This is a genomic window from Acidovorax sp. (assembly GCF_022763525.1).
In the GTDB taxonomy this organism is placed as follows: Bacteria; Pseudomonadota; Gammaproteobacteria; order Burkholderiales; family Burkholderiaceae_C; genus Acidovorax.
Map to the genome: position 1 here is coordinate 1 of NZ_JALEGG010000029.1, position 17,635 is coordinate 17,635.

18 protein-coding genes and 2 pseudogenes are annotated in these 17,635 nt (G+C 68.1%); 12 read left to right on the forward strand and 8 right to left on the reverse strand.

Features of this window, described 5'->3' with window-relative positions; all coding sequences use genetic code 11:
• From MRY84_RS02305 to MRY84_RS02335, 7 genes and pseudogenes are all read left to right on the forward strand, one after another.
• Positions 1–120 (forward strand): annotated as a pseudogene (locus MRY84_RS02305) (amidohydrolase); the annotation flags it as partial.
• Position 121: 1 nt separating this feature from the next.
• On the forward strand, positions 122–805 hold the full coding sequence (ligK, locus tag MRY84_RS02310; protein WP_291504149.1) for a 4-carboxy-4-hydroxy-2-oxoadipate aldolase/oxaloacetate decarboxylase: 684 nt from the start codon (positions 122–124) through the stop codon (positions 803–805).
• 90 nt (positions 806–895) lie between these two features.
• On the forward strand, positions 896–1,906 hold the full coding sequence (locus MRY84_RS02315; protein ID WP_291504150.1) for a tripartite tricarboxylate transporter substrate binding protein: 1,011 nt from the start codon (positions 896–898) through the stop codon (positions 1,904–1,906).
• A 34-nt stretch (positions 1,907–1,940) separates the two neighbouring features.
• Positions 1,941–2,879, forward strand: a complete 939-nt coding sequence (locus tag MRY84_RS02320; protein ID WP_291504151.1) for an amidohydrolase family protein — start codon at positions 1,941–1,943, stop codon at positions 2,877–2,879.
• Positions 2,880–2,963: 84 nt separating this feature from the next.
• Positions 2,964–3,335 (forward strand): annotated as a pseudogene (gene ligA, locus MRY84_RS02325) (protocatechuate 4,5-dioxygenase subunit alpha); the annotation flags it as partial.
• A 96-nt stretch (positions 3,336–3,431) separates the two neighbouring features.
• A complete protein-coding gene (locus MRY84_RS02330; RefSeq protein WP_291504165.1) occupies positions 3,432–4,346 on the forward strand; it encodes a class III extradiol dioxygenase subunit beta in 915 nt (304 codons plus the stop codon).
• An 18-nt stretch (positions 4,347–4,364) separates the two neighbouring features.
• The gene (locus tag MRY84_RS02335) at positions 4,365–5,318 is read left to right on the forward strand and encodes a Gfo/Idh/MocA family oxidoreductase (protein ID WP_291504152.1); all 954 of its coding nucleotides are present in this window, start codon (positions 4,365–4,367) and stop codon (positions 5,316–5,318) included.
• 89 nt (positions 5,319–5,407) lie between these two features.
• On the opposite strand, the gene MRY84_RS02340 is transcribed toward MRY84_RS02335, so the two are convergent.
• Positions 5,408–6,598 (reverse strand): MFS transporter, encoded by a 1,191-nt coding sequence (locus MRY84_RS02340; RefSeq protein ID WP_291504153.1) that lies wholly within the window; start codon positions 6,596–6,598, stop codon positions 5,408–5,410.
• Between the two features lie 172 nt (positions 6,599–6,770).
• On the opposite strand from MRY84_RS02340, the gene MRY84_RS02345 reads away from it, so the two are divergent.
• Positions 6,771–7,190 (forward strand): DUF4440 domain-containing protein, encoded by a 420-nt coding sequence (locus tag MRY84_RS02345; protein ID WP_291504154.1) that lies wholly within the window; start codon positions 6,771–6,773, stop codon positions 7,188–7,190.
• Between the two features lie 73 nt (positions 7,191–7,263).
• Here the strand turns inward: MRY84_RS02345 and MRY84_RS02350 are convergent, their stop codons facing one another.
• The 3 genes from MRY84_RS02350 to wrbA form a co-directional block, all read right to left on the reverse strand.
• Positions 7,264–8,586 (reverse strand): flavin-dependent oxidoreductase, encoded by a 1,323-nt coding sequence (locus MRY84_RS02350; RefSeq protein WP_291504155.1) that lies wholly within the window; start codon positions 8,584–8,586, stop codon positions 7,264–7,266.
• A 236-nt stretch (positions 8,587–8,822) separates the two neighbouring features.
• Positions 8,823–10,061, reverse strand: a complete 1,239-nt coding sequence (locus MRY84_RS02355) for an MFS transporter (protein ID WP_291504156.1) — start codon at positions 10,059–10,061, stop codon at positions 8,823–8,825.
• A complete protein-coding gene (gene wrbA, locus MRY84_RS02360) occupies positions 10,061–10,693 on the reverse strand; it encodes an NAD(P)H:quinone oxidoreductase (protein ID WP_291504157.1) in 633 nt (210 codons plus the stop codon). The genes MRY84_RS02355 and wrbA overlap by 1 nt, the downstream gene beginning before the upstream one ends.
• A 105-nt stretch (positions 10,694–10,798) precedes the next feature.
• On the opposite strand from wrbA, the gene MRY84_RS02365 reads away from it, so the two are divergent.
• Positions 10,799–11,770, forward strand: a complete 972-nt coding sequence (locus tag MRY84_RS02365; protein WP_291504158.1) for a LysR family transcriptional regulator — start codon at positions 10,799–10,801, stop codon at positions 11,768–11,770.
• Positions 11,771–11,779: 9 nt separating this feature from the next.
• Positions 11,780–12,799 (forward strand): aldo/keto reductase, encoded by a 1,020-nt coding sequence (locus MRY84_RS02370; protein ID WP_291504159.1) that lies wholly within the window; start codon positions 11,780–11,782, stop codon positions 12,797–12,799.
• Between the two features lie 36 nt (positions 12,800–12,835).
• On the opposite strand, the gene MRY84_RS02375 is transcribed toward MRY84_RS02370, so the two are convergent.
• The 3 genes from MRY84_RS02375 to MRY84_RS02385 all read right to left on the reverse strand — a co-directional run bounded on the left by MRY84_RS02375 (position 12,836) and on the right by MRY84_RS02385 (position 14,849).
• Positions 12,836–13,258: a hypothetical protein gene (locus MRY84_RS02375; RefSeq protein WP_291504160.1), complete on the reverse strand. Its 423-nt coding sequence runs from the start codon at positions 13,256–13,258 to the stop codon at positions 12,836–12,838.
• Between the two features lie 195 nt (positions 13,259–13,453).
• A complete protein-coding gene (locus tag MRY84_RS02380; protein ID WP_291504161.1) occupies positions 13,454–14,251 on the reverse strand; it encodes a tRNA-uridine aminocarboxypropyltransferase in 798 nt (265 codons plus the stop codon).
• Positions 14,244–14,849: a class I SAM-dependent methyltransferase gene (locus MRY84_RS02385; RefSeq protein WP_291504162.1), complete on the reverse strand. Its 606-nt coding sequence runs from the start codon at positions 14,847–14,849 to the stop codon at positions 14,244–14,246. The genes MRY84_RS02380 and MRY84_RS02385 overlap by 8 nt, the downstream gene beginning before the upstream one ends.
• 59 nt (positions 14,850–14,908) lie before the next feature.
• Here MRY84_RS02385 and MRY84_RS02390 point away from each other — a divergent pair, with 59 nt between their 5' ends.
• Positions 14,909–16,165: a helix-turn-helix domain-containing protein gene (locus tag MRY84_RS02390; protein ID WP_291504163.1), complete on the forward strand. Its 1,257-nt coding sequence runs from the start codon at positions 14,909–14,911 to the stop codon at positions 16,163–16,165.
• A 106-nt stretch (positions 16,166–16,271) separates the two neighbouring features.
• Entirely contained in the window at positions 16,272–16,952 is a 681-nt protein-coding gene (locus tag MRY84_RS02395) for a hypothetical protein (protein WP_291504166.1), read from the forward strand.
• Positions 16,953–16,991: 39 nt separating this feature from the next.
• On the opposite strand, the gene MRY84_RS02400 is transcribed toward MRY84_RS02395, so the two are convergent.
• Positions 16,992–17,387 (reverse strand): VOC family protein, encoded by a 396-nt coding sequence (locus tag MRY84_RS02400; protein ID WP_291504164.1) that lies wholly within the window; start codon positions 17,385–17,387, stop codon positions 16,992–16,994.
• Positions 17,388–17,635 lie beyond the last annotated feature (248 nt).

Below are 17,635 nucleotides of genomic sequence, written 5' to 3' on the forward strand. Positions count from 1 at the left end.
AAGCGCTACATCGAGGCGTCCACGATCCTGAGTGCCGAAGATAAGCACCAGATCTACGAAGCCAACACGCGCCGTGTGTTCTCCCGACTCGATTCACGCCTAAAGGCAAAGGGGCTCTGACATGTTTGAACTTGGCGTTGTCTACCGCAACATCACCCGCGCTGACCGCGCAGCCGCCGATGGCCTGGCCGCTCTGGGCTCGGCCACAGTGCACGAGGCCATGGGCCGCGTCGGCCTGCTCAAGCCCTACATGCGCCCCATTCAGAGCGGCGTACAGGTCAGTGGCACCGCCGTCACCGTGCTGCTGCACCCCGGCGACAACTGGATGATGCACGTGGTGGCCGAGCAGATTCAGCCCGGCGACATCGTGGTGGCCGCGATCACGGCCGAATGCACCGACGGCTACTTCGGCGACCTGCTGGCCACGTCCTTCCAGGCGCGCGGTGCGCGCGCGCTCATCATCGACGCCGGGGTGCGCGACGTGAAGACGCTCAACGAGATGAACTTCCCGGTGTGGAGCAAATGCATCTCCAGCAAGGGCTGCATCAAGGCCACCATTGGCTCGGTCAACATCCCCGTGGTGTGCGCAGGCCAGCTCATCACACCGGGCGACGTGATCGTGGCCGACGACGACGGCATCGTGTGTGTGCCCGCCGCGCGTGCGGTGCAGACGCTGGAAGCCGCGCAAAAGCGCGAGAGCTTTGAAGGCGAAAAGCGCGCCAAGCTGGCCAGCGGCGTGCTGGGCCTGGACATGTACAAGATGCGCGAGCCGCTGGCGGCAGCGGGGCTCAAGTACATCGACTGAATCCAGTTTTACAAGCCTATTTGGCCTTCTACGCGCATCCACATTGCGCTGATAGCTATCAATTCTGATTTTCCTCGGTCCCTGCTCCCAATGAATTTCCCTTCTGCTGCTTCCTCTTTCCGTATCCGCCGCACGCTGGCCCTGGCACTGGGTGTGGCCACCGTCGCGGGCGCGCTGGTGCAACCCGCCGCCGCGCAGCAGTTCCCCACCAAGCAGGTGCGCATCATCAGCCCCTTCCCCGTGGGCGGCGGCCCCGACGGCGTGGCCCGCTTGGTGGCCGACAAGCTCTCTCGCACCTGGGGCACGGGCGTGATCGTGGAGAACCGTCCCGGCGGCAACGGCTTCATCGCCATCGATGCGTGGAAGCGCGGGGCCAAGGATGGCCATGATCTGCTCATCCTGGACAACGTGCACCTGGCCGCCTACCCCAGCCTGTTCAAGAAGCTGCCCTACGACCCCGCCAAGGACTTCGACACGCTGCTGCCGCTGTTCAAGACGCATTTCTTCTTCACCGTGGGCACGGGCAGCAAGTACAAGACCGTGGGCGACATCGTGGCCGATGCCAAGGCGCGCCCCGGCAAGCTCAACTACGGCAGCTGGTCGGTGGGCAACCCGGTGCACCTGGGCTCGGAGCTGTTCGAATCCGCCACCGGCACGCAGATGGAGCATGTGATCTTCAAGGAGACCACGCAGCTCTACACCTCGGTCTCCACCGGAGAGATCGACTTCGCGTTGGGCACCGCCGCCACCGCAGGCCCGCTGTACCGCGCGGGCAAGCTGCGCCTGCTGGCGTTTGCAGGGCCTCAGCGTTCTGCCGAGTTCCCCGACGTGCCCACCGTGGCCGAATCGGGCGGCCCCAAGGATTTCGCCGTCACTGGCTGGAACGCCGTTGCCGTGCCTCCCGGCCTGCCCGCCGCCGTGGCCGAAAAGATCCGCAAGGACATCGAACAGGCCCTGACCGGCCCCGAGGTGGCCGAGAAGTTCAAGACCTTTGGCTATGAGCAGTTCCCCACCACACGCGCGCAGTTCGGCCAGTTCGTCAAGGACGAGAGCCAGCGTTTTGGTGACGTGATCCGCAAGGCCAACGTGTCGCTCGACTGATCTGCGAGCTTGCAAGAAACCAAGGAGTACGCGCATGAGCGAATTGACCAAGGCCGAAGGCTTCACTAAAACCCCGGGTTGGCTGGACTGGTATGACGGCCCCAGCAAGCCCCGCTTCCAGGTCCCCGCGGGCGCCGTAGATGCTCACTGCCACGTGTTCGGCCCCGGAGCCGAGTTCCCCTACGCCCCCGAGCGCAAGTACACGCCCTGCGATGCCAGCAAGCACCAGCTGTTTGCGCTGCGCGACCACCTGGGCTTTGCGCGCAACGTGATCGTGCAGGCCACCTGCCACGGCGCCGACAACCGCGCCATGGTGGATGCGTGCCTGGCCAGCGCTGGCCGGGCGCGCGGCGTGGCCACGGTGCGCCGCTCCATCAAGGATGAGGAGCTGCAACAGCTGCACGCGGCTGGCGTGCGCGGCGTGCGCTTCAACTTCGTCAAGCGCCTGGTGGACTTCACGCCCAAGGACGAGCTGATGGAGATTGCCGGCCGCATCGCCAAGCTGGGCTGGCACGTGGTGATCTACTTCGAGGCGGTGGACCTGCCCGAGCTGTGGGACTTCTTCACCAGCCTGCCCACCACCGTGGTGGTGGACCACATGGGCCGGCCCGATGTGAGCAAGGGCGTGGACAGCGAAGAGTTCGCCCTGTTCCTCAAGTTCATGCGCGAGCACACCAACGTGTGGAGCAAGGTCAGCTGCCCCGAACGCCTCTCCATGACTGGCCCCACGGCGCTGAACGGTGAGCTGAGCGCCTACCAGGATGTCGTGCCCTTCGCTCGCAAGGTGGTCGAAGAATTCTCCGACCGCGTGCTGTGGGGCACCGACTGGCCCCACCCCAACCTCAAGGACCACATGCCCGATGATGGCCTGCTGGTGGATTTCATCCCGCACATCGCACCCACGGCCGAGCTGCAGAAGAAACTGCTCGTCACCAATCCCATGAAGCTCTACTGGCCCGAGGAAAAAATATGACCCCCCACGCTCATCACTTCGTGTATTCACTGCCCCCCGAAGGGGCGCTCGCCTCCCTTGGGGCGGCCCGGAAGGAGGCGTGACATGGCCCTGGACAAACCCTACAAGGACGTGCCCGGCACGACCATCTTCGACGCAGAGCAAAGCCGCAAGGGCTACTGGCTCAACCAGTTCTGCATGAGCCTGATGAAGGCCGAGAACCGCGCGCGCTTCAAGGCCGATGAAGACGCCTACCTGGCCGAATGGCCGATGACCGATGAACAGAAGGCGGCCGTGCGCGCGCGCGACCTGAACTGGGCCATGCGCACGGGCGGCAACATCTACTTTCTGGCCAAGCTGGGCGCGACGGATGGCCTGTCGTTCCAGCAGATGGCGGGCAGCATGACCGGCATGAGCGAGCACGCCTACCGCGACATGATGATCGCGGGCGGCCGCAGCCCCGAGGGCAACCGCTACCTGGGCGAGAGCGGCAACGCGCAGGGCCCCGCCGCGCAGTCCGAGGCGTGGAAAGCCTGGGAGCTGACGCACCAGGAAGCCCTGGCCGCGCAGATCCTGGGCGACCACGCCGCGCGCCAGACAGCCGCTACCGACGGTGCTGCAGGCGCGGGCCACGCGCGAATCACCGCCTCCGTCTACACCTCGCACGTGCCCGCCATTGGCGCCGCCATCGACCTGGGCAAGACCGGCGAGCCCTACTGGCAGCCGCTGTTCGCGGGCTATGAGCCGTCCAAGAAGTGGATGGAGGCCAACCGCCCCGACGTGGTCTTCCTGGTCTACAACGACCACGCCACCAGCTTTGACCTGGGGATGATTCCCACCTTTGCCATCGGCACCGCCGCCGAGTTCGAGCCCGCCGACGAAGGCTACGGCCCGCGCCCCGTGCCCAAGGTGATGGGGCACCCCGAGCTCGCCTCGCACATCGCGCAGTCCGTCATCCAGCAGGACTTTGACCTCACCATCGTCAACGAACTGCAGGTGGACCATGGGCTCACGGTGCCGATGAACCTGCTGTTCGGCTCGCCTGAGGCCTGGCCCGTCAAGGTCATCCCGTTCGCCGTCAACGTGGTGCAGTACCCCGTGCCTTCGGGCCAGCGCTGCTTCCAGCTCGGCCAGGCCATCCGCCGCGCCATCGAGTCGTTCGATGCGCCGCTCAAGGTGCAGATCTGGGGTACCGGCGGGATGAGCCACCAGCTGCAGGGCCCGCGCGCCGGCCTCATCAACAAGGAATGGGACAACAAGTTCCTCGACCGTCTGATCGCCGAGCCCGCCGAGCTGGCGAAGGTGCCGCACATCGAATACGTGCGCGAAGCCGGCAGCGAAGGCATCGAGCTGGTGATGTGGCTGATCGCCCGCGGCGCCATGAGCGACGTGGCGGGCACCGGCCCCGCACCCAAGGTGGCGCACCGCTTTTTCCACGTGCCCGCCAGCAATACGGCGGTAGGCCACCTGATTCTTGAGAACCAATAAGCTAAGGAACACCCGACCATGACCATCAAAGTCGCACTCGCAGGCGCCGGCGCCTTCGGCATCAAGCACCTGGACGGCATCCAAAACATCGACGGCGTCGAAGTCGTCTCCCTCATCAGCCGTGACCTGGCCAAGACCCAGGAAGTGGCCGACAAGTACGGCATCAAGCACGTGACCACCGACCTGGCCGACAGCCTGGCCATCAAGGAAGTGGATGCCGTGATCCTGTGCACGCCCACGCAGATGCACGCCAGCCAGTCGATCGCCTGCATGGAAGCCGGCAAGCACGTGCAGGTCGAGATCCCGCTGTGCGACGTGCTGGCGGATGGCGAAAAGGTCGTGGCCCTGCAAAAGCAGACCGGCCTGGTCGCCATGTGCGGCCACACGCGCCGCTTCAACCCCAGCCACCAGTACGTGCACAAGAAGATCACCGCAGGCGAGTTCAACATCCAGCAGATGGATGTGCAGACCTACTTCTTCCGCCGCACCAACATGAACGCGCTGGGCCAGCCCCGCAGCTGGACGGACCACCTGCTGTGGCACCACGCTGCCCACACCGTGGACCTGTTCGCCTACCAGGCGGGCAGCCCCATCGTGAAGGCCAACGCCATCCAGGGCCCCATCCACAAGGACCTGGGCATCGCCATGGACATGAGCATTCAGCTCCAGGCCGCCAACGGCGCGATCTGCACGCTGAGCCTGAGCTTCAACAACGATGGCCCGCTGGGCACCTTCTTCCGCTACATCGGCGACACCGCCACCTACATCGCCCGCTACGACGATCTGGTGAACGGCAAGGAAGAGAAGATCGACGTGAGCAAGGTGGATGTGTCGATGAACGGCATCGAGCTGCAGGACCGCGAGTTCTTCGCCGCCATCAAGGAAGGCCGCGAGCCCAACGCCAGCGTGGCGCAGGTGCTGCCGTGCTATCAGGTGCTGCACAACCTGGAGCTGCAGCTGAACGCGGGCTGAAATTGAGCAAAAATGGCCGCCAGCGCTTTTCCATCAAGCGTTGGAAGCTATCAAATAGGGAGTGATCTGGCGGCGCCGCCTTTGCCCCTTCACGGGCTGCGCACCAGCAGGGCCAGCAGGGCCAGCACGCTGAACACGGCCCCGGCGTAGAACGTGAACGATGCGCCCAGCTGGTCCCACAGCAACCCCGCCATCACGCTGGCGGCCAGCATGGCCACGCCGCTCACCAGGTTGAAGAAGCCGAAGGCCGTGCCGCGCAGGTCGGCCGGGGCCGTGTCCGCCACCATGGTGGCGAGCAGCCCCTGCGTCATGCCCATGTGCACGCCCCACAGCGCCACGCCGGCCAGCACGGTGGTCCAGTGGCCGCCCGCCGCCAGCACCAGATCGGCCGCGATGAGCACCACCAGGCCCCAGGCCAGCAGCGTCTGGTGCTGCATGTGGTCGGAGAGCTTGCCGAACGGGTAGGCCGATGCGGCGTACACCAGGTTCATGGCCACCATGAGCAGCGGCACCAGGGCCACGGCGATGCCGCTTTGCTCGGCGCGAAGCACCAGGAAGGCTTCGCTGAAGCGGGCCAGCGTGAAGACGGCACCCACGCCCACCACCCACCAATACGCGCCACTCAGGCGCCGCAGGTTCTCACGGCGTATGGGGTTGGTGCGCGGTGCCCCGGCCGCGCGCTCGGGCTCGCGCACGCCCCACAGCAGGAGCACCACGGCCAGCAGGCCCGGAACCACCGCCACCCAGAACACGGCGCGGAAATCGTTGGCCCACCACAGCATCAGCCCCACGGCCAACAGCGGCCCTAGAAAGGCGCCCACCGTGTCCAGCGACTGCCGCAGGCCAAAGGCCGCGCCGCGCATCTCGGGTGGCGCGATGTCGGCCACCAGCGCATCGCGCGGCGCGCCGCGCACGCCCTTGCCCACGCGGTCCAGCAGCCGTGCCGTGAGCACGATGCCGGCGCTGGGCGCCAGCGCAAACAAGGGCTTGGTGAGCGCGCCCAGCGCGTAGCCAAACACGGCCAGGCCCTTGCGCTTGCCCAGGTAGTCACTCAAAGCGCCGGAAAACACCTTGACGATCAGCGCCGTGGATTCGGCCAGCCCTTCAATCACGCCCACCGTGAGTGCGCTGGCGCCCAGGGCGCCGACCATGAACAGCGGCAGCAGGCTGTGGATCATCTCGGAGGAGATGTCCATCAGCATGCTCACGAAACCCAGCACCCAGACGCCGCGCGGAATGCGGCTCAACGGCGTGGGTGCGGTGGAGGGAGGTGGGGCCATGGTGCAGTGCGGGTTTTTTGGGCCGGCGCGGGTAGCTTATTCAACGTCAGGCGGAGCGGGCCCGCCGTGGCGCCGGGCGGTGTCCTGTAGGACGCCTCCCTGTCTCCGCGGGCACGCGGAACCGAAAGCCGGAGTCCGTGTCCAGACAGATTTTTTTCTTCGGGAGTCCTCCATGCCCATCACGCCGTCCTTCGAAGAATTCATGCTCCGCCGCCGTGAGGTGGCGGCGGCCTATGTGAACGGCGACGCGCAGCCCCTGCGCGGCATTTCCACCACTGCCGATCCGGCCACCTTCTTTGGCCCGGGCGGTGGCATCGAACAGGGCGCGGCCCGCGTGCTCGAGGTCAACGAGGCCGGGGCCCGGCATTTCCACAGCGGCGCCGACACCACACTGGAGGTATTGCATGCGGCCTGCGACGGTACGCTGGGCTACTGGACGGGGTTGCAGCGTGCCATGGTACGCCCACAGGAAGGCGGCGCGCCCGTGCCCATGGTGCTGCGGGTGACCGAGGTGTTCCGCTGCGAGGGCGATGCCTGGAAGCTCGTGCATCGCCACGCGGACACGCTGGCCGAGAAGCAGGCCAAGCGGTAACGCGCCAACGCCGCAGTGCAGTGCGGTGCAGTGCGCTGACCGATGCGGTGCTGGCCGCTGCCGCGAAGTCGTCTCAACCAGCCATTGCCACGCGTTGACCCGGTGCGATGGTGGGCGGCGCGGCATTCAGTGTCTCGATGGCAAACCCCGCTGCCGCTTTGTAGCGGGCCATGAAGCCTTCGCGCTCTTCGCGCGGCAGCACGTCGTCGATGTGGTCGAACATGCCGCTGCAGCGCTCGTCCACCAGCCCCAGCAGGCCAAAGGGGCCGGAGCCCCGGTTGCGCAGCACCAGCGCCGAGATGTCCTTGCACAGCTTGTCGTCGTAGGCGCGCAGCGCCTCGGGGCCCGCGCCATGCGCAATCAGCTGCGCACCCAGCACGCGCGCATCCACGATGGCCTGGCTGGCACCGTTGGAGCCCACGGGGTACATCACATGCGCCGCGTCGCCCAGCAGCGCCACGCGGCCGTCCACCCAGGTGGGCACGGGGTCGCGGTCGATCATGGGGTATTCATAGATGTCCTTGGCGCCGCGCAGCATGGCGGGCACGTCCAGCCAGCTGTAGTTCCAGCCGTCAAAGTGGTGAGCGAACTCCTCCAGTGCCACGCGTCGGTTCCAGTCGCCCTGCTGCCAGCCGCCCTGGTTGTCCACGGTGATCTCGGCAATCCAGTTGATGGTCGCGAGGCCCGTAGCTGGGTCTGGCGGTGTGATGGGGTAAAACACCACGCGATGCCGCAGCGAGCCCAGGCCCACAAACGACGCGCCCGTGCGCACCGGCACGCCCGGTGTGGTGCCCCGCCACATGATGGCGCCGCCCCACTGGATGGGTGGCTGCGTGGGATGCATCTGCGCCCGCACGGCCGAGTGCAGGCCATCGGCGGCAATCAGCAGGGAGCCGGCCACTTCGCGCCGCGCGCCGTCGCGGGTCTCGATGAGTGCGGTCACACCATCAGCGCCATCCTGCCGGTAGCCCACCACGCGCTGCCCCAACTGCACGGCGTCGTCGCCCAGGCGGCTTTTGACGGCGTGGTACAGCATCATCTGCAGCTGCCCCCGGTGCACGGAATACTGCGGCCAGTGGTAGCCCGCCTCCAGGCCGCGCGGCTCGGCGTACACCTCGTTCCCGTTGCGGCCCACCAGCGCCCATTCGCGTGCCTGCAGGCCAATGGTGTCCAGCACCTCGTTGCCAAAACCCAGGTCGTGCAGCTCTCGCACGGCATTGGGCTGCAGGTTGATGCCCACGCCCAGCGGTTGTAGCTCGGGCACCGATTCAAAGACGACGCAGGGCACGCCGATCTGGTGCAGGGTGAGGGCCGTGGCCATGCCACCGATGCCGCCGCCGGCGATCAGCACGGGGCGGAGAGAAGAGGGGTGCGAGTGAATAGGTGCGCCAGACATGCCGGGAATTGTCCATGCAATGGCGGGTGGGGCTTGTCGCGGCTGGAGCAACCAGTGGCGGAGGAGGCGCGGGCTGCGGACGGCGCCGGAGCGCGTAGCTGCCTGGCAAGGGGGGTGGACGTTGTTGCCGGGCCAGCCGCCTGATCTTGCGCCGATGCGGTCTCTTGTCTCAGCGCGGCACACCAGCAGTGGGAGTGTGCGCGCCTGCAGAGCAGCCAGCGCCACGCCATGCAACGCTATCGCTCCGGGTTCCGCGCGCGCCATTGCGCGGACCAGGCCATGACCAGCGCGGCGGACGTCACCCATGCAGCGGCAGCAGGCCAGCCGTGGCGGTCCACCGTGCTGCCCACAAGCAACGGTCCCAGCGCCTGGCCCAGGTTGCTGCCTTGCATGAGCAGCCCCGTGGCCAGCGTGGCATGGGCTGGCGTGGCGGAGACCTGCGCCACGGACGAGAGCAAGCTGGCCGGCACCATCCCTCCCGCCGCTGAAAACAGCAGGCACAGCGCGAAGGACAGCCGGGGGTCCGTACCCGGCAGGAAGATGCCCAGGGCACATGCTCCCATCACGGCAGCGGCAAGCCGGATCAGCACCGTGCGCCCGGCCTTCTTCAGCCAGACGCCGGCAGCCAGGTTGCCGCCTATGTTGGCCATGCAGGCGATGCCCGTCAGCAGCCCCACGGTGGTAGCGTCCACCTGCAGGCGTTGCTGCAGCAGCACGGGCATGAAACCGAACAGGGCGAAAAACATCAGGGCATACAGCAGGAACGTGGCGGCCAATGCCAGCGGCTCGGACCGCAAGACTTCTCTGCGGCGCATGCGCAGCGAGCTTGCCGTGTTCGAATCCACGCCATCGCCGGGCGGCGTGGCGTGTTGCGCGGCAGGAACCTGCCACAGCGCCAAGGCGGAGATCACGCCCGATGCGCCCGCTGCCGTCGCCCACAGGCCCTCCCAACCACCGAGCCACGGGCCGGTGACCATGGCCAGGGCCATGCCGCCGGGCATGAAGCAGCTCCACATCGCCATGGCACGGGGGCGTTCTGCGGGGCGCGCCAGGCGCGCGATCACGGCGGGTCCTGCCACCGTGATGAGCAAGAAGCCCAGGCCTTCCACTACGCGCGATGCCAGCAACGCGGCAAAGCTGGCCTGCGGCTGGGCCAGCGCGAACGCGGTGCCGAGCAGTGTCGCCGCCAGGCCGCCCAGCAGCATCCGCCGGTCTCCCGCACGCGCCACCCACGAGCCCGCCAGCATGCCGCCGAGTGCGCCCAGCAGTGCGAAAGTGGCGCCCAGGGCACCCAGCATTTCCAGGCTCAGTCCCAGGTCCGATTGCAATTGCGGCCCGGCGATGGAAACCTTGCCGAGGTGGTAGGCAGAGACCACTCCGGCCGCCACCACCACGGCTACAGCGCGCCATGGGGTGGGCTGCAGGTTGCCCTGCTGGCTGCTGCGCCGGCCGGTCGCGTCCTGCCCGTCTCGCATCACGCCGCCACCCGTTCTTGGGCCGCTGTCCCCGCCAGCGCGCTGGCGATTCGGGCGACATGGCTTCCCTGGAAGCGCGCTGCCTCCAGCTCGTTGGCGCTCGGCTGGCGGTTGCCGCCGTGCCCGTCGTCGGCCAGGGTGGAAGCGCCATAGGGCGAGCCACCGGTGATCTCGTCCATGCGCAACTGGCCCTTGAAGGTGTAGGGCAGCCCCACCACCACCATCCCTAAGTGCAACAGCACCGTGTGGGTGGACAGCAGGGTCGATTCCTGCCCGCCGTGCTGGCTGCCGGTGGAGGTGAACACGCTGCCGACCTTGCCGACCAGCGCATCGCGTGCCCACAGGCCGCCCGCCTGGTCCAGGAAGTTTTTCATCTGCGCGGCCATGTTGCCAAAGCGGGTGGGCGTGCCGATCACGATGGCGTCGTACTCGGCCAGCTCACCCACCGAGGCCTCGGGCACGTCTGGCGCCAGGCAATAGCCCGCGCTGCGCGCCACATGCTCCGGCACCAGCTCGGGCACCCGCTTGATGGTGGCATGCGCACCGGCGCGCCGCACGCCGTCTGCCACGGCCGATGCCAGGGTGGCGATGTGCCCGTAGGAAGAGTAGTAGAGAACCAGAACGTTGGTCATGTGCCTGCCTTTCTTGTGGACCGGGCTTCAGTATGGCCACATGGGTTGATCGACGGAAGGCCTAAAATTTTGCTGATCTTGATCTACTGAATCGATCAAAAAACTATGCTGGATGCACTCACCCTCGACCAGATCCGCATGTTCGTCACGGTGGCCGACGCGGGCAGCTTCCGCTCAGGCGCCAACCGGCTTCTGCGCGCCCAGTCGGCGGTAAGCCACGCCATTGCCAATCTGGAAAACCAGCTGGGAGTGGCCCTTTTCGACCGCAGGGGCCACCGTCCGGTGCTGACGGTGGAGGGCATGGCCCTGCTGGAAGACGCCCGGGCGGTGCTGCTGAAAGTCGACTTCATGAAAGCCCGTGCGCGCGGGCTCGGCCAGGGCGTGGAGACCGAGCTTGCGCTGGTGGTGGACACGCTCTACCCATTGCCGGTGGTGGCGGCTGCGCTGAAGGACCTGCGGGAGGCGCTGCCTGCCGTGCGCCTGCGTCTGGCGACCGAGCCTCTGGGCGGCCCCCTGCAAGCGCTGCGCGACAAGCATTGCGACCTGGCCATTCTGGCGGGTGAGGACTTTCTGGATCCGCGCATCGAGACCGAAGCGCTGCTGCCCGTGCCCATCGCGGCGGTGGTGGCGGCCGGGCATCCGCTGGCGCGTCGCCGCAAGGCGCTTTCCAGCGCGGACCTGGCCGACCACTTGCAGATCGTTCTGGAAGACCCCACCACGCTGTCCCAAGGCCGCGACTTCGGCGTGCTGTCGCCCGAGACGCTGCGGGTGGGATCGCAGGACGCCAAGCGCGCCTTGATCCTGGCGGGCGTGGGCTGGGGGCGTCTACCCCAATGGGCGGTGGCTCGCGAGCTGGCCGACAAGCAACTGGTGCCCCTGGCGGCCAGCGGCCTGGGCCAGGGCGGGGTGGCGTACACCGCCACCTACCTCGCGCGTCGCACCGACCAGCCGTTGCGCGCGGCAGCGTCGTTTTTGCGTGATGCGCTGCTGCGCCGGACGGCGGCCGCGTCCCCTGCTCCCGCCGGGGGACGTCTGGGCAACAAAAACGGCACGCGCGCCAAAAATCACTTGGCGTAAGCTTGGTCCATGCAACAACGAAACCTTGGACCTTTCTCCGTCTCGGCCATTGGCCTGGGCTGCATGAACCTCTCGCACGCCTACGGCGCGCCTGTGTCTGCCGAGCAGGGCGAACGCGTGCTGCTGGCCGCACTCGATGCGGGCGTGACGCTGTTCGACACCGCCACGCTGTACGGCTTTGGCGCCAATGAAACGCTGGTGGGCCGCGTGATGAAACCACACCGCCACCGCTTCACCCTGGCCAGCAAATGCGGCATGCAGGGCGTGGACGTGAACGGTGACGGCAAGCTGGTGCGCGTGATCGATGGCCGCCCCGCCACCCTGCGCCAGACCTGTGAAGACAGCCTGCGCCGCCTGCAGACCGACGTGATCGACCTGTACTACCTGCACCGCTGGGACAAGAACGTGCCCATTGAAGACAGTGTGGGCGCGCTGGCCGACCTGGTGCGCGCGGGCAAGATCCGCAGCATCGGCCTGTCGGAAGTGTCGGCCGCCACATTGCGCCGCGCGCACGCCGTGCACCCCATCGCCGCTGTGCAGACCGAATACTCGCTGTGGACGCGCAACCCGGAGATCGCCGTCCTGGAGGCCTGCCGCGAGCTGGGCGCTGCCTTCGTGGCCTTCAGCCCGGTGGCGCGGGGATTCTTGTGCGGTGAGCTGACCGATGTGTCCACTCTCGACGCCAAGGACATCCGCCGCGCCATGCCCCGGTTTGCGCCCGAGGCGTATGCCGCCAACTTGAAGCTGCTGGAGGGCTACCGCGCGATTGCGCGCGAGGTGGGCTGCACGCCCGCCCAGCTGGCGCTGGCGTGGCTGCTGCACCGGGGCGAGCACATCATCCCCATTCCGGGCACCACCCGCGTGGAGCATCTGCACGACGACCTGGGTGCCGCGGACGTGCGGCTGGATGCAGGCACCCTGGCGCGGCTGGACGCGCTGATCAACGAGCGCACGGTGACTGGCGAGCGCTACAACGCGCAAAACGCGGGCGAGGTGGATACCGAAACGTTCGCCGGCCCCGCGCGATAGCGCGCCAGCCTTGGGGAATCGCGAACCCGCTGCTTGTTACTTGTCCAGCTCCGCGGTCAGCATGTCCCAGCTGGGGTACGAGCTTTCGTCAAGGGTGATGGAGCCCTTGCCGGCGGCAAACTTGAAGGCGGTGGTGCCGGTGCGGGCGAATTCCAGCGTCTTGAGCTTGCACACGGCGGCCTTGGAGGGCGCATCGCTGCAGTAGCGCGGGGCATTGTCGATGATGGTGCCCGCCGCGTAGCGCACCTGGCGCAGGTGATCCACGGTTTGGAAGCTGTCCTGCTTCACGTCCATCTTCACGGCGCAGCCGCAGGACTTCTGGAGCGTGCTGGCGGCGGTCTGCACCACCGGGGCTACCTCGGCGGCAAGGAAGTCGCGCTCGGCCTTGCCGGCGTGGGCCAGCGATGCGGCCGTCAGGCCCAGGGTAGCGATCAGCAACAAGGGAGTCTTGGTTTTCATTGATTCTCCAAAGGAATGGCACCGACGTTGCAGGGCCCGCCCCTCCCGGGCGGGTGATTCGCGACTCGCGCGGCGGCCGCGCGAGCGCAGGCGATTGTGTGGCGGGCCTGCGGCGGATGTTTGTAACGGCGTGGTAACGGCCCATGCGTTTTGGGCAACAAGTCATGCACGCACGTGGCGTTTTCGCCCGCTTCGTCAGCCTGACGTTGGTGCGCTGGCGTGATTGCGGCCGTCCTGTGCCATTGCCGCCCGCAAGTGCGCGTGGGCGGCTCCCTCCAGGTCGGGCGGCAGCTGGTGCTTGGCCTGCAGGTAGTGGTGGGTGAACACGTCCAGGTACGCATCCAGCACCCGCGCCGCCGCACCCTCGCCCGCCAGCTCCAGGCACAGGCTGGCCACTTCGCTGGTGCAGAAATGGTCATCCCGGCGCGAGCGGCGCAGCCGGTAGCGTGAGACCTGCTCGGGCGCCAGGCTCAGCACCGGAAAGCGGTCGAGGTAGGGGCTCTTGCGGAACATCTTGCGCGCCTCGGGCCAGGTGGCGTCGAGGAGGATGAACAGCGGGCGCTTCCCGTTCGGCGCGTCTTCCGGCGCGACCTGCGTCACCACCCGCTCGGGCGGCACGAACTCGCCGGGAAAGACCACATACGGCTGCCACTCGGGGTCGGCCAGCAGCGCGAGCAGGCCGGGGTGGACTTCGGTGCGCGCCCAGCCAAAGGCAAAGGTGTCGGCCACCACATCGGCAATCAGCCAGCCTGTGTTGCTGGGCTTGAGGGGCTCGATGTCCGCCATGAGCAGGCACATGCCTGCGCGCGTGGGCACCTGCGGGCGCAGCGCGCAGATGCAGTGGCTGGGCACCAGGCGGCAGCCCGCACAGCGCTCGCCCTTGGGGCCGCCGCGTGCCAGGAAGGGCTTGGCGCTGCGGGCCAGGCGCTCGGCGCGTAGGCGGGCCACGGCGTGGGGCGCTGCGGGGGCGGCGGTGGGAGCGCTCTCACCCATCCACATGCTCCAGCGCAAACATGGGCACCTCGGCCTGGCGGCTGAGCCACACGCCGCCGCCCAGTTCCACAAAACCTTCGCGCAGGCCGCGCCGGTACAGCTCGGCCCGGTGGCGGAACACGCGGTTGTCGGTCAGGTCCTCGTCGATGATGTCCTGCTCGTAGTCCTCGCGCGAGACAGCCTCGACATACAGCGCGCCCTTGCAAAGGCGGCCCAGGTTGTGCAGCGCGGCCTTCAGGTCGGGCGGGCTCAGGTAGGGCAGCACGCCCTGGCAGATGACGAAGTCGAACGGCTCGCTGGCCGCATAGTCCACCACCGAGCCCTGCTGCCAGCCGAACTTTTCGCACAGGTAGGGGCTGAACTCCACGCCCTGGTAGCTGGCGCCGAGAAAGTGCTGCGCCACGATGTCCTTCCACAGCCCGATGCCGCAGCCCACGTCCAGCACGCGCTGCACTGGCACGCGCAGGTATTTGAGGTAGCTGCACACGAAGGTGCCCAGCCGCTCCATGTGCTGCGGATCCACCACGCTGGTCTTCTTGTCGAAGTAGAAGCGCTGGTAGTAGGCCTCGTCGAAGGTGGTGGCGCTGGCGGATTTCAATGCGGGTCCTTGGTTTTCACGAAAGCGCGAGAGTATCGCGCGGCGTGTAGGCTGTCGCCATGGATTCGATGATTGCTGCTGCCGCCCGCGCGCTGGCCGGGGGCGATGCCCTCACCGCATTGCAGCGCGTGGCCCTGCGTGACGACCCGCCCGCGCTGGCCCTTCGCGGCATTGCCATGGCCCAGCTGGGCGAGCACCCGCGCGCCCGCGAGTTGCTGCGCCGCGCCGCCCGTGCCTTTGGCCCGCACGAGAGCGTGGCCTGCGCCCGCTGCGTGGTGGCCGAGGCCGAGGTGGCATTGGCCCAGCGCGACCTGGGCGATGGGAAGGGCCCTGCCCCGCTGCTGGCGGCCGCTCACACGCTGCAGGCCCATGGCGACACCACCAACGCCTTGCAGGCCCGGCTGGTGGCAGCGCGCCGACTGATTCTGCTGGGGCGGCTGAGCGAGGCCGCGGGCGTGCTGGCTGCACCCTCGGCCGACAGCACGCCCACCGTCGTGCCCGCGCGCCTGCCACCCGCGCTGGCCGCCGTGGCTGCGCTCACCCGCGCGGAGCTGGCCCTGCGTGCGCTGCAGATCGATGCCGCGCGCGCCGCCCTGCAGCAGGCCGAGGAGGCTGCGCAACATGCCGGCGTACCCGCGTTGCAGGCCGAGGTGGCCCACGCGCACGCGCTGCTGGGCCAGCCCGCCGCCCGCCTGCTGGGCCCGCGTGGCGAGCAGGCGCTGCTGCTGCAGGACGTGGCGGCGCTGCGCGCCTCGGCCGACACGCTGGTGGTGGATGCCTGCCGCCACGCCGTGCATGCGGGTGACGTGGCGCTCCCCCTGGCCCGCCGCCCCGTGATGTTTGCGCTGGTGCGCGCGCTGGCGCAGGCCTGGCCGGACGATGCGGACCGCGAGGCGCTGATTGCCACCGTGTTCCGCACGCGCCACCCCGACGAGACCCACCGCGCCCGGCTGCGCGTGGAGATGGGCCGCCTGCGCAAGCTCATCGCGCCGCTGGCGGGCGTGGAGGCCACTGCGCGCGGCTTCGCGCTGCGCCCCCTGGCCGGGCGCAGCGTGGCCGTGCTGGCGCCGCCGGTGGAGGGCGAGCAGGGCGCGCTGCTGGCGCTGCTGGCCGACGGCGCGGCCTGGTCCACCTCGGCCCTGGCGCTGGCCCTGGGCGACAGCCAGCGCACCGTGCAGCGCGCGCTGGCCGAACTGGAATCCGGCGGCCTGGTGCGGGCCATCGGCCAGGCCCGCGCGCGCCGCTGGGTGGCTGCGCCGATGGTGGTGGGATTCACGACGATCTTGTTACTCCCTGCTTCGCCGCCAAATCCCTAAAGTGGCCTCACCGTCCAACGCACCTGTTCCTGCAGTGCACCGGGCACCCATCCAAGGAGTTCCAGAGATGACCACAGCCACCCATGACACCGCCTGCGGCAGCGACATGTCCGACACCCCACCCTCCAGCAAGCACCTGCCCATCGCCGCGCGCCAGCCTGCCGAGGTGGTGCGTGAGTACGGCCCGTTTGATGGCGCCAGTGCCATCCACGGCGTTACACACGACGGCCAGCGCGTGTGGGCGGCCACGGGCGAACAGCTGGTGGGCTTTGACCCCGCCAGCGGCGCCACCACCCGCACGCTCCACGTGATCTGCGACGCGGGCACCGCCTTCGATGGCTCCCACCTCTACCAGATTGCCGAATCGCGCATCGACAAGATCGACCCCGCCACGGGCAAAGTGGTGGCCACCATTCCCGCGCCCGGCGGAGGCAACGACTCGGGCCTGACCTGGGCCGAGGGCAGCCTGTGGGTAGGCCAGTACCGCGATCGCAAGATCCATCAGATCGACCCCGCCACGGGCGCCATCCGCCGCACCATCGAATCCAACCGCTTCGTGACCGGCGTGACCTGGGTGGACGGCGAGCTGTGGCACGGCACCTGGGAGGGCGAGGAAAGCAGCCTGCGCCACATCGACCCTGCCAGCGGCGCCGTGCTGCAGCAGCTGGACATGCCCGCCGGTGTCGGCGTGAGCGGGCTGGAGTCCGACGGGGCAGGCCTGTTCTACTGCGGCGGCGGCCCCAGCGGCAAGGTGCGCGCCGTGCGGCGGCCGCGCAGCCGGTCCTGAAAAGATCGTGAACTCGTTCTGAGAGGACTTCGTTTCTCTTTACTGCGCCGCGGCCGGCTTGGGCGGGCGGTGCAGCACGCACAGCTTGTTCCCGTCGGGGTCGCGCACGTAGGCCAGGTACAGGCGGCCCGTAGGACCTTCGCGGTAGCCGGGCGGTTCTTCGCAGCTGGTGCCGCCGTGGGCCACACCCGTGGCGTGAAAGGCATCGGCCTGCTCGGGCGACGCGGCCAGGAAGCCGATGGTGCTGCCATTGCCATGGCAGGCGGGCTCGCCATTGATCGGCGTGGAAATCGCGAACGTGCCCGTGGGGCTGCGGTAGAAGTAGCGGTTCTTGTTGGCCGCGCCCGGCGGCACGCCCAGGGTGCCCAGCACGGCGTCATAGAACTTGCGCGAAACCTCCAGGTCGTTCACCCCGACCATCACATGGCTGAACATGGCTGCTTGTCTCCTGCACTGCGGCTTTGCATTGATTGATTGAAGAGATTGAGTGGCTAGGCGGGCCAGTGGGATGGGGGCCCGCCGAACGGCGCAGATGTTAAGGGCGCACCGGCCCGGCCGCTGTCGCCAGGGGGCCACGTCGCCATAAGAACGTAAACACGTTCTGAGAACGTGTTTACGATCTTTTCAGGACCGCGCAAGTATCTTGCCGGGATGGGATGCAAGGCGCGGTGCGCAGTGGATAG

Excerpts from the sequence above, each read along its gene's own strand:
- MRY84_RS02380 (WP_291504161.1), bottom strand. The coding sequence starts at position 14,251 with ATGGGTGAGAGCGCTCCCACCGCCGCCCCCGCAGCGCCCCACGCCGTG.
- MRY84_RS02365 (WP_291504158.1), top strand. The coding sequence starts at position 10,799 with ATGCTGGATGCACTCACCCTCGACCAGATCCGCATGTTCGTCACGGTG.
- MRY84_RS02400 (WP_291504164.1), bottom strand. The coding sequence starts at position 17,387 with ATGTTCAGCCATGTGATGGTCGGGGTGAACGACCTGGAGGTTTCGCGC.
- wrbA (WP_291504157.1), bottom strand. The coding sequence starts at position 10,693 with ATGACCAACGTTCTGGTTCTCTACTACTCTTCCTACGGGCACATCGCC.
- MRY84_RS02395 (WP_291504166.1), top strand. The coding sequence starts at position 16,272 with ATGTCCGACACCCCACCCTCCAGCAAGCACCTGCCCATCGCCGCGCGC.
- MRY84_RS02335 (WP_291504152.1), top strand. The coding sequence starts at position 4,365 with ATGACCATCAAAGTCGCACTCGCAGGCGCCGGCGCCTTCGGCATCAAG.
- MRY84_RS02390 (WP_291504163.1), top strand. The coding sequence starts at position 14,909 with ATGGATTCGATGATTGCTGCTGCCGCCCGCGCGCTGGCCGGGGGCGAT.
- MRY84_RS02345 (WP_291504154.1), top strand. The coding sequence starts at position 6,771 with ATGCCCATCACGCCGTCCTTCGAAGAATTCATGCTCCGCCGCCGTGAG.
- MRY84_RS02340 (WP_291504153.1), bottom strand. The coding sequence starts at position 6,598 with ATGGCCCCACCTCCCTCCACCGCACCCACGCCGTTGAGCCGCATTCCG.
- MRY84_RS02350 (WP_291504155.1), bottom strand. The coding sequence starts at position 8,586 with ATGTCTGGCGCACCTATTCACTCGCACCCCTCTTCTCTCCGCCCCGTG.
- MRY84_RS02320 (WP_291504151.1), top strand. The coding sequence starts at position 1,941 with ATGAGCGAATTGACCAAGGCCGAAGGCTTCACTAAAACCCCGGGTTGG.
- MRY84_RS02375 (WP_291504160.1), bottom strand. The coding sequence starts at position 13,258 with ATGAAAACCAAGACTCCCTTGTTGCTGATCGCTACCCTGGGCCTGACG.
- MRY84_RS02355 (WP_291504156.1), bottom strand. The coding sequence starts at position 10,061 with ATGCGAGACGGGCAGGACGCGACCGGCCGGCGCAGCAGCCAGCAGGGC.
- ligK (WP_291504149.1), top strand. The coding sequence starts at position 122 with ATGTTTGAACTTGGCGTTGTCTACCGCAACATCACCCGCGCTGACCGC.
- MRY84_RS02315 (WP_291504150.1), top strand. The coding sequence starts at position 896 with ATGAATTTCCCTTCTGCTGCTTCCTCTTTCCGTATCCGCCGCACGCTG.
- MRY84_RS02370 (WP_291504159.1), top strand. The coding sequence starts at position 11,780 with ATGCAACAACGAAACCTTGGACCTTTCTCCGTCTCGGCCATTGGCCTG.